This window comes from Bacteroidota bacterium (assembly GCA_021300195.1).
Classification (GTDB): Bacteria; Bacteroidota; Bacteroidia; order J057; family JAJTIE01; genus JAJTIE01.
The window spans coordinates 48,968-55,757 of record JAJTIE010000039.1 but is presented as its reverse complement, the minus strand read 5'-3'; the positions used below and the strand labels follow the sequence as shown (position 1 = coordinate 55,757).

Here is a 6,790-nt window from a genome sequence, read left to right as displayed (position 1 = left end):
GCTGCGTTATCGGTCGGGTACACATTGTCACCAGTCTGCATCCAGGGACCAGAACTGCCTCCGGCATCCTGCCAGAGGGTACCATTCCACACCTGCACCCGGTCCTGGGTGGTGTTGTAGATCAGCATACCGCGCTCGGTGGCGGTAAGGCTCATGCCGTCGCGGGCGGCTTCGTTCATGCGCGGCAGCAGCAGGCCTCGGGCGGTGGTGCCTATGTTTAGCTCCAGCAAGGCCTTGGCATTGGGCGTAGTGGTACCTATGCCCACCTGGGCCTGAGCCGAATGAAACAGGAACACCAAGAGCACAAGAAAGAGCACGCGGGCAAACAGAGCTGAACATCCGTGGCGGGCAAAGTGCTTTACCATATACACATCGGTTGGTTTGGATTGGTTGGCGTTAATCGAAAAAAAGGCATACTCCGCCACGTCTACCAGTATACGCACCAGCTAGCCGGATTGGTTGCCTTACAAAGGTAGTTATGAAAAAAATACCGTCGTACGATCCGGCACCGCCCCAAATTGACTCAATAAGTAAAAAGTGTGCGCGCGGCCCATACCTATAGCAGCTCCCGGAGGATCATGACACAGGCCATGCAGAGAATAAACCAGGCAAACCAAACTTTTAGTCGCTTGCCGGATATGCGGTGCGAAAGCCGGGTGCCCAGGTACACGCCCAAGAGTGCAAAGAGCGTGAATGCCACCAAAAAGGGCCAGTCTATGGCCAGATCGGGCCGCAATACGTCGCCAGTAAAGCCCAGGATGGACTTGAAGGCGATGATGAGCAGACTGGTGCCTATGGCCTGCTTCATGGGGATGCGGGCCAGCAGGAAAAGTGCGGGCACAATCAAAAAACCACCGCCGGCACCCACGATGCCAGTAATGCAACCCTCTACCAGCCCTACCAGGATAATGAGCAAGGATGAGTAGGGGCGAATAGGTGCCACATCTATATGGCCCGTGCGCGAGGCGAGCATGCGCAGGGCGCTGAGCAGCATGATGAGCGAAAAGAAAACCAGAATAGCCGTATCCTTGGGGATGACCACCGTGGGAGAGAGGTACAGCTGGGCTGGCACAGCGGGCATTACCCACCTGCGTATGCTGAAAACAGCCACAAGCGAGGGCAGGGCAAACAGGACGGCAACCCGTATGGGGATCCGCTCAACCCTGAGGTAGCGAAGCCCCCCCACAAACGAGGCCCAGCCCACCACAAAGAGGGAATAGGCGGTGGCCACCTCGGCCCCTATACCCAGTAGGTAAACCAGAATGGGCACAGTGAGTATACTGCCCCCACCCCCAAGCATACCCAGCGTGATGCCCACCAGGATGGCACCTATGTATCCGATTATCTCCATTTACCTCGAAACATCAACCTTGGGGCATGAATATATGAAAAATAATTCATATCCCCTGAGATGGGGAGGCAAAGATAGATTATTTGTTTATGCATGCCTGTATGCAGGGAATAATGGCGGTAATCCTCCGCTCGGCCAGCGTATAGCGCACATGCTGGCCCTCCCGCCGGGTTTTCACAATCCGTTGTTCGCGCAGTTTGGCTAGGTGGTGGCTCAGCAGGCTCTGCTCTACCGAAAGGATGCCGCACAGCTCGCCCACCGATATGCTATCGCGCTGGTCCAGCACGTCTATAATGGCAAGACGAATGGGGTGCGAAACCGCGCGGAGCACATACGCCACATCGTCCAGGCGTTCCAAGCGGAGGCGGGGTTCTGGTTTTAGGTCTGTAATTGTCATGTTTTATGCGTTTAGTGATTTATGATTTTCTCGTTATCAATCGCTTACAAAAGTCAATATACTAAATTATTGACCACAATTCTACCAAATTTATTTTCTTTTGGCGGTATTCATTAAAGAATGACGACCAAAGTCTAATTCGTAAAAAAGAGCTAATTTTGCACTGCGATGTAGTACCGTCTCCCATTTGCCCCGCCTGTCAGCCGCATGATTGCCCTCTACGACCAAAAAGCTAGCCTGGTAGAAGACCCTGGGGCAAACCGGGTTACTTGGGTAAGCATGACAAACCCCAGCCATACGGAGCTAGCTGAGGTAGAAGGCCGGTACGAGCTGCCGCTCGACTTCCTGACGGCCGCACTGGACCCCGAAGAGCGTGCCCGCTTTGAGGTAGAGGACAACGTAATGCTCATACTCCTGCGGATACCCATCCGCAGCGAAGACCTGGAAGACGGGGTGCCCTACATTACCCGCCCTTTGGGCATCATCCTGGCCCCGCACATACTGGTTACCATCTGCACACGGCCAAACAGCATACTGGACGAAGTGCAAAACATGAGGCGGGTAGCCGCAGACCCCAGCGATCGTATTCAGTTTGTGCTGAATATCTTCGACCGTGCCACGCTGAAGTACCTGCGGTTTTTGAAAGACCTGGACCTGCACAGCCAGGAGATAGAAGACCGCCTGCGGGCCAACCAGAAGAATACGGAACTGCTGAAGCTGCTGAACACGGAAAAGAGCTTGGTGTTCTTTCGCACCAGCCTGCAGACCAATCAGTTTATGCTGGAGCGCATCAAGCGCACCAGCTTCTTCCGCACCGCTAGCGACGAGCACCTGGAGCTGCTGGAGGACGTGATTATCGACAATGCCCAGGCCATAGAGATGGCAAACATCTATACCAGCATCCTGGAGAGCACGGCCAACACCTTTGCCAGCGTTATCAATAACAACCTGAGCCGGGTAATGAAGGGCCTTACCCAGATCACCATCATCCTGATGCTCCCTACCCTGCTGGCCTCCATCTATGGCATGAACATCCACCTGCCCCTGGAGGATGACCCGAACGCGTTTGTATATGTGAGTGTGGGAGGCCTGCTGCTCAGCCTGATCGGCATTATGGTGTTCCGCATTAACCGAAACCTGTAGGTTTGTATTCCGATTTTTGCCAGTACTTGCACTCATTCGAAGCTTTTAGCACGTCTGAGCTCGCCACCATCCAGGATGCCCTCAGCTTATTGGAAGTACCCGCCCAGCACAATCTGGTGGCACATGGCCAACCTGCTACCCATATCTATTTCATCCGGCAGGGCCTGGTGCGTATATTCTACATAGTAGATGGCGAGGAAAAGACCCTCTTTGTTGCACCAGAGTATCATTTCATTGGCTCGCTAGAGAGCATGGTAGCCCAGCAACCCTCGATGCAGTATGTACAAACCCTAGAACCATCGGTACTGCTGGCACTCCCCTATACGGCGCTCCTGGAGCTATATGAGCGGGTACCTCGGCTAAATGCATTCGTAAGAAAGCTGCTAGAGCAGCGGATGATCCATGTACAGCAGCTGCTATACACACACATTACCCACACACATGAGCAGCGATATAGGTGGCTACTGAGCACACAGGCTGAGCTACTACAGCGCGTACCGCTGCATATATTGGCCACCTTTTTAGGGATAACCCCTGTGTCGTTGAGCCGAATCCGCAGAAGATTGGCAGAAAGGCCGGATACCGATCACTAGCTAGCACTACTTAACAATTGTAAAGGAAGGGGGGATATGGGCTGGGTACCTTTGTACATGTATGGCATACCCATCGCTCTATTCGCTATATCGCTTACCTTCACACTGGTGGGTGCTGCACAAGCCCAGTCCAATGTACACCCTATGAAAAAGATTCGCACCGAAATTCTAATTGATGCCCCAATTGAAACCGTCTGGAACGTATTGATCGACCGAGAAGCTTGGCCCACTTGGAACCCCTTTATCATCGAAAGTACCCAACCCCTGATCCTAGGCAAAAGGATCAGAAATGTAATGCGAAATGGGGCGAGAACCCTCGTTTTTAAGCCAAAAATCACAGACTTTCAACCTTACAAACGACTAGAATGGTTGGGCCATCTGGGCATCCCCGGCCTCTTTGACGGACGCCACTCTTTTGAACTTCAAAAGCTAAACGGGCAAACCCTACTTGTGCAAGGCGAGTACTTTGGTGGGATGCTACGCAAGCCAATTATGAAAAAGATTGGCCAGCAAACCCTGGAAAACTTTATGGCTATGAACCAAGCCCTAAAGGCACGCTGCGAAACCCGCTAGTACTAGTTACTTAAGTTCCGGGTTGAAACGCAAAGCTCGAGCAATCCAAAAGTCGAGGTGGGCTTCCATTTCAAAGGCCCTGTAGAGAGGAAATACGCTTTTATTCCGCCTGGACTGCACATGCTCTACAAGTTATTCCGGGTAAACTATACAGCACTACTACAACCCTTGAGGGTAAATAAAGCAAGGTTCCTCTTACCAGGAGGCCTCTGGATCTAACCGAAAAACTTCGGTCATTTCATCCAGCAGGGGCTGCAGGTGCTCGGTGTGTAGGCCCGTGCGCCCCCCCATGTGGGCCTGTGCCGCCGCTGCCGTAACCGTAGGGAGCACCAGCCCCGCCTGCTGGCATACCGCTGCCAGCTGCTGCAGCCAGTGGTCCAGCAGCACATCCTCATGGGCTTGCAGGCCCGCATCTGCTATGGCTTGTGTGTGTGCTGTTACCTCAAATATGCTATAGGCCATGGGCAAGGTTTCATCCAGGCTGCGCTGCAGGCGGTCCCGGCCCTCGGCAGTGCCCTGTGCCAGCTGCTGCACCCAGGTGCGGGCATGCAGGGTGTGGTACTTGGTTTCGCGTGCCAGGCGTGCAGCCAGGGCCGCCACGGGAGCATAGCTGCTACCCTTCAGTGCCTCCAGGCGGGTGGCATAGGCTAGGTCGAACAGCAGATGGCGGATGAGGCTGAAATCATACGCACCGATGGGATACTCCACCAGCTGGCAACTGTAGAACTGTGCGGCCTTCCGGTTGAAGGCAATCATATCTGCCGGTGGCTCGCCCAGCGCATGCAGCAGCTCATAGAAGGCCAGGCTGTGGCCCAGCTTGTCCTGTGCCATGCTGCTAAAGGCAATGTCTTCTTCCAGCACGGGGCCTAGCCCGGTCCATTCGCTGTTTCGGTGGCCCATGATCAGCAGATCGTCAGCCAGGGGGTATAGCAGGTGCTTAAGGGCTTCGCTCATTTTTTCTTACCTATTACAATGCCGGGTTTGCCCGTGATGATGGTGCGCTTTCTGGGTACCGCCTCGGTTTCGCCAGTAGGGGTAGGTTCCGTTTGCTGTCCGGTGCGCGTTTTCCAGTCGTCTATCAGGTGGCGCACGCGGTTATAGCCGTGGCTTTCGCGGTAGTTTTTGTCAAAAGCCGGATCGAACATATCCGAATCCTCGTAGGAGGTGGCTTGCACATCGGCTGTTTTTACCACCCAGATATTTACGCACTGCAGGCGGCGGGCATATTGCTCCTTAGCAAACAGAATGGCCAGCTCTGCGGTGGGGGCATGCACAATGCCCACATGCTGGTGCTGGTCTCCCCTACTCTGCTGCACAAACACCTCATAGGTTTGCCATTGGTCCATGGCCTGTTTGGGGTCGGCCTGCTGGGGCATGGCGATGCGGTTTACCCGGGGGTCCAGTGATTTCTCAGTCATTTTCTTGCTTTTTTGCACCATACGGAAACACCTGGTCTTCCAGGCGTGTGATACACTTTTCGTACTTCAATACCTGCGGAATGTGGTCGGACAGGCGCAGCTCTCCGATCGCCAAGTTGGTCTTCTGCTGCTCTTGCTTCATGTATTCCACATCCACGCGCAGCTCTTGCACGTCGGTACGCAGACCGTTTAGCTCGCCCCGCATGCCTTTCAGCTCTATCAGCATGTCTGCCTGTACCTCATATATGCGGTCGTCGTTCTGCATAGGGCTACACTAGGCCAGGGGGGTAATGTATACTTCTTCCTGGCGGCGTAGGGCCTGGCGTACCCAGGCACCCTGCTGCTCGGCATAGCGGCGCACAGCCAGGCGCTCGGCATTGCAGGGGCCGTTGCCATTTATTACTTGCATAAACACGTTCCAGTCTGGCTCTGTGTACAGCCATTTTTGGGTATCGGGGTCCTTCCGCAGGTTCGGATCGGGTAGGCTTAGGCCCAGCTCCCATATTTTCGGTACATACATGTCCAGAAACTGCTGGCGCATGTCGTCATTGCTGGCCATTTTCACCTTCCAGCGCATCAGGGTCTGGGTGTGCTGGCTTACCGTATCTGGCGGCCCATGAAAGTGCATGATGGGTTCCCACCAGCGGTTCAGGGCTTCCTGTAGCATCTGGCGCTGGGTGGGGGTGCCGGTGGCCATGTGCACGCATAGGTCGTACCCATAGCGCAGGTGGAAGCTTTCTTCGGCACAAATACGTTCCAGCGCCCGGCAGTAGGGGCCATAGCTACCCTTGCTGTTGGCTACCTGGTTTATAATTGCGCCAGCGTCTATCAGCCAGGCAATTACACATATATCGGCCCAGGTTTCGGCGGGATAGTTAAATACATTGCTGTATTTACTTTTTCCGCTTAGCAGGTCGTCTATCATTTCTTCTCGGGTTTTGCCCAAGGTCTCTGCGGCGGCGTATAGCAGCTGGGCATGTCCCACCTCATCCTGTACCTTGGCAATGAGGGCCAGCTTTCGCTTAAAACTAGGTGCACGGGTTATCCACGTACCCTCTGGTAGTGCCCCAATGATCTCGCTATGGGCATGCTGCTCGATCATGCGGATCAGCTGGCGCCGATACTCGTAGGGCATCCAGTCCTGGGGTTCTATCTTTTCACCACGCACGATCCGGGCTTCAAACGCGGCCAGCCGCTCCGGATCTTCGTCCTGTATCTTTTTGCCGTAGTTCTCTACGTCGGTTATGGTTAAGCTTCCGTACATGGTAGGTTTGGGTTGGGTTCTCTTTATTATCCGGGCCTATTCGGACTTACT

10 protein-coding genes are annotated in these 6,790 nt (G+C 54.3%); 3 read left to right on the top strand and 7 right to left on the bottom strand.

From position 1 onward, the window contains the following. From LW884_09285 to LW884_09275, 3 genes are all read right to left on the bottom strand, one after another. Positions 1 to 443: hypothetical protein (locus LW884_09285; protein MCE3008518.1), on the bottom strand; the 443-nt coding region annotated here is incomplete at its 3' end. 113 nt (positions 444 to 556) lie between these two features. Beyond that, on the bottom strand, positions 557 to 1,351 hold the full coding sequence (locus tag LW884_09280) for a sulfite exporter TauE/SafE family protein (GenBank protein MCE3008517.1): 795 nt from the start codon (positions 1,349 to 1,351) through the stop codon (positions 557 to 559). A 79-nt stretch (positions 1,352 to 1,430) separates the two neighbouring features. Further along, positions 1,431 to 1,748, bottom strand: coding sequence for a metalloregulator ArsR/SmtB family transcription factor (locus LW884_09275; GenBank protein MCE3008516.1), 318 nt, complete (start codon positions 1,746 to 1,748; stop codon positions 1,431 to 1,433). A gap of 207 nt (positions 1,749 to 1,955) precedes the next feature. Between LW884_09275 and LW884_09270 the strand changes: the two genes are divergently transcribed. The 3 genes from LW884_09270 to LW884_09260 are packed head-to-tail and all read left to right on the top strand — an operon-like array spanning position 1,956 to position 4,057. Then, a complete protein-coding gene (locus LW884_09270; protein ID MCE3008515.1) occupies positions 1,956 to 2,891 on the top strand; it encodes a magnesium transporter CorA family protein in 936 nt (311 codons plus the stop codon). A 26-nt stretch (positions 2,892 to 2,917) separates the two neighbouring features. Continuing rightward, positions 2,918 to 3,484, top strand: coding sequence for a Crp/Fnr family transcriptional regulator (locus LW884_09265; GenBank protein MCE3008514.1), 567 nt, complete (start codon positions 2,918 to 2,920; stop codon positions 3,482 to 3,484). Between the two features lie 57 nt (positions 3,485 to 3,541). Beyond that, positions 3,542 to 4,057, top strand: coding sequence for an SRPBCC domain-containing protein (locus tag LW884_09260; GenBank protein ID MCE3008513.1), 516 nt, complete (start codon positions 3,542 to 3,544; stop codon positions 4,055 to 4,057). A gap of 195 nt (positions 4,058 to 4,252) precedes the next feature. Here LW884_09260 and paaC read toward each other — a convergent pair whose 3' ends face one another. Genes paaC through paaA form a run of 4 tightly spaced genes read right to left on the bottom strand, consistent with a single transcriptional unit; the run spans position 4,253 to position 6,739 of the window. Continuing rightward, positions 4,253 to 5,011 carry a phenylacetate-CoA oxygenase subunit PaaC gene (gene paaC / locus LW884_09255; GenBank protein MCE3008512.1) on the bottom strand — a complete coding sequence of 253 codons (759 nt, stop codon included), beginning with the start codon at positions 5,009 to 5,011 and terminating at the stop codon, positions 4,253 to 4,255. Then, on the bottom strand, positions 5,008 to 5,475 hold the full coding sequence (locus tag LW884_09250; protein MCE3008511.1) for a hypothetical protein: 468 nt from the start codon (positions 5,473 to 5,475) through the stop codon (positions 5,008 to 5,010). The genes paaC and LW884_09250 overlap by 4 nt, the downstream gene beginning before the upstream one ends. Continuing rightward, positions 5,468 to 5,740, bottom strand: a complete 273-nt coding sequence (locus LW884_09245; protein ID MCE3008510.1) for a hypothetical protein — start codon at positions 5,738 to 5,740, stop codon at positions 5,468 to 5,470. Before LW884_09245 ends, LW884_09250 begins: the two co-directional genes overlap by 8 nt. Positions 5,741 to 5,749: 9 nt before the next feature. Then, entirely contained in the window at positions 5,750 to 6,739 is a 990-nt protein-coding gene (gene paaA, locus LW884_09240) for a 1,2-phenylacetyl-CoA epoxidase subunit A (protein ID MCE3008509.1), read from the bottom strand. Positions 6,740 to 6,790: the final 51 nt, after the last annotated feature.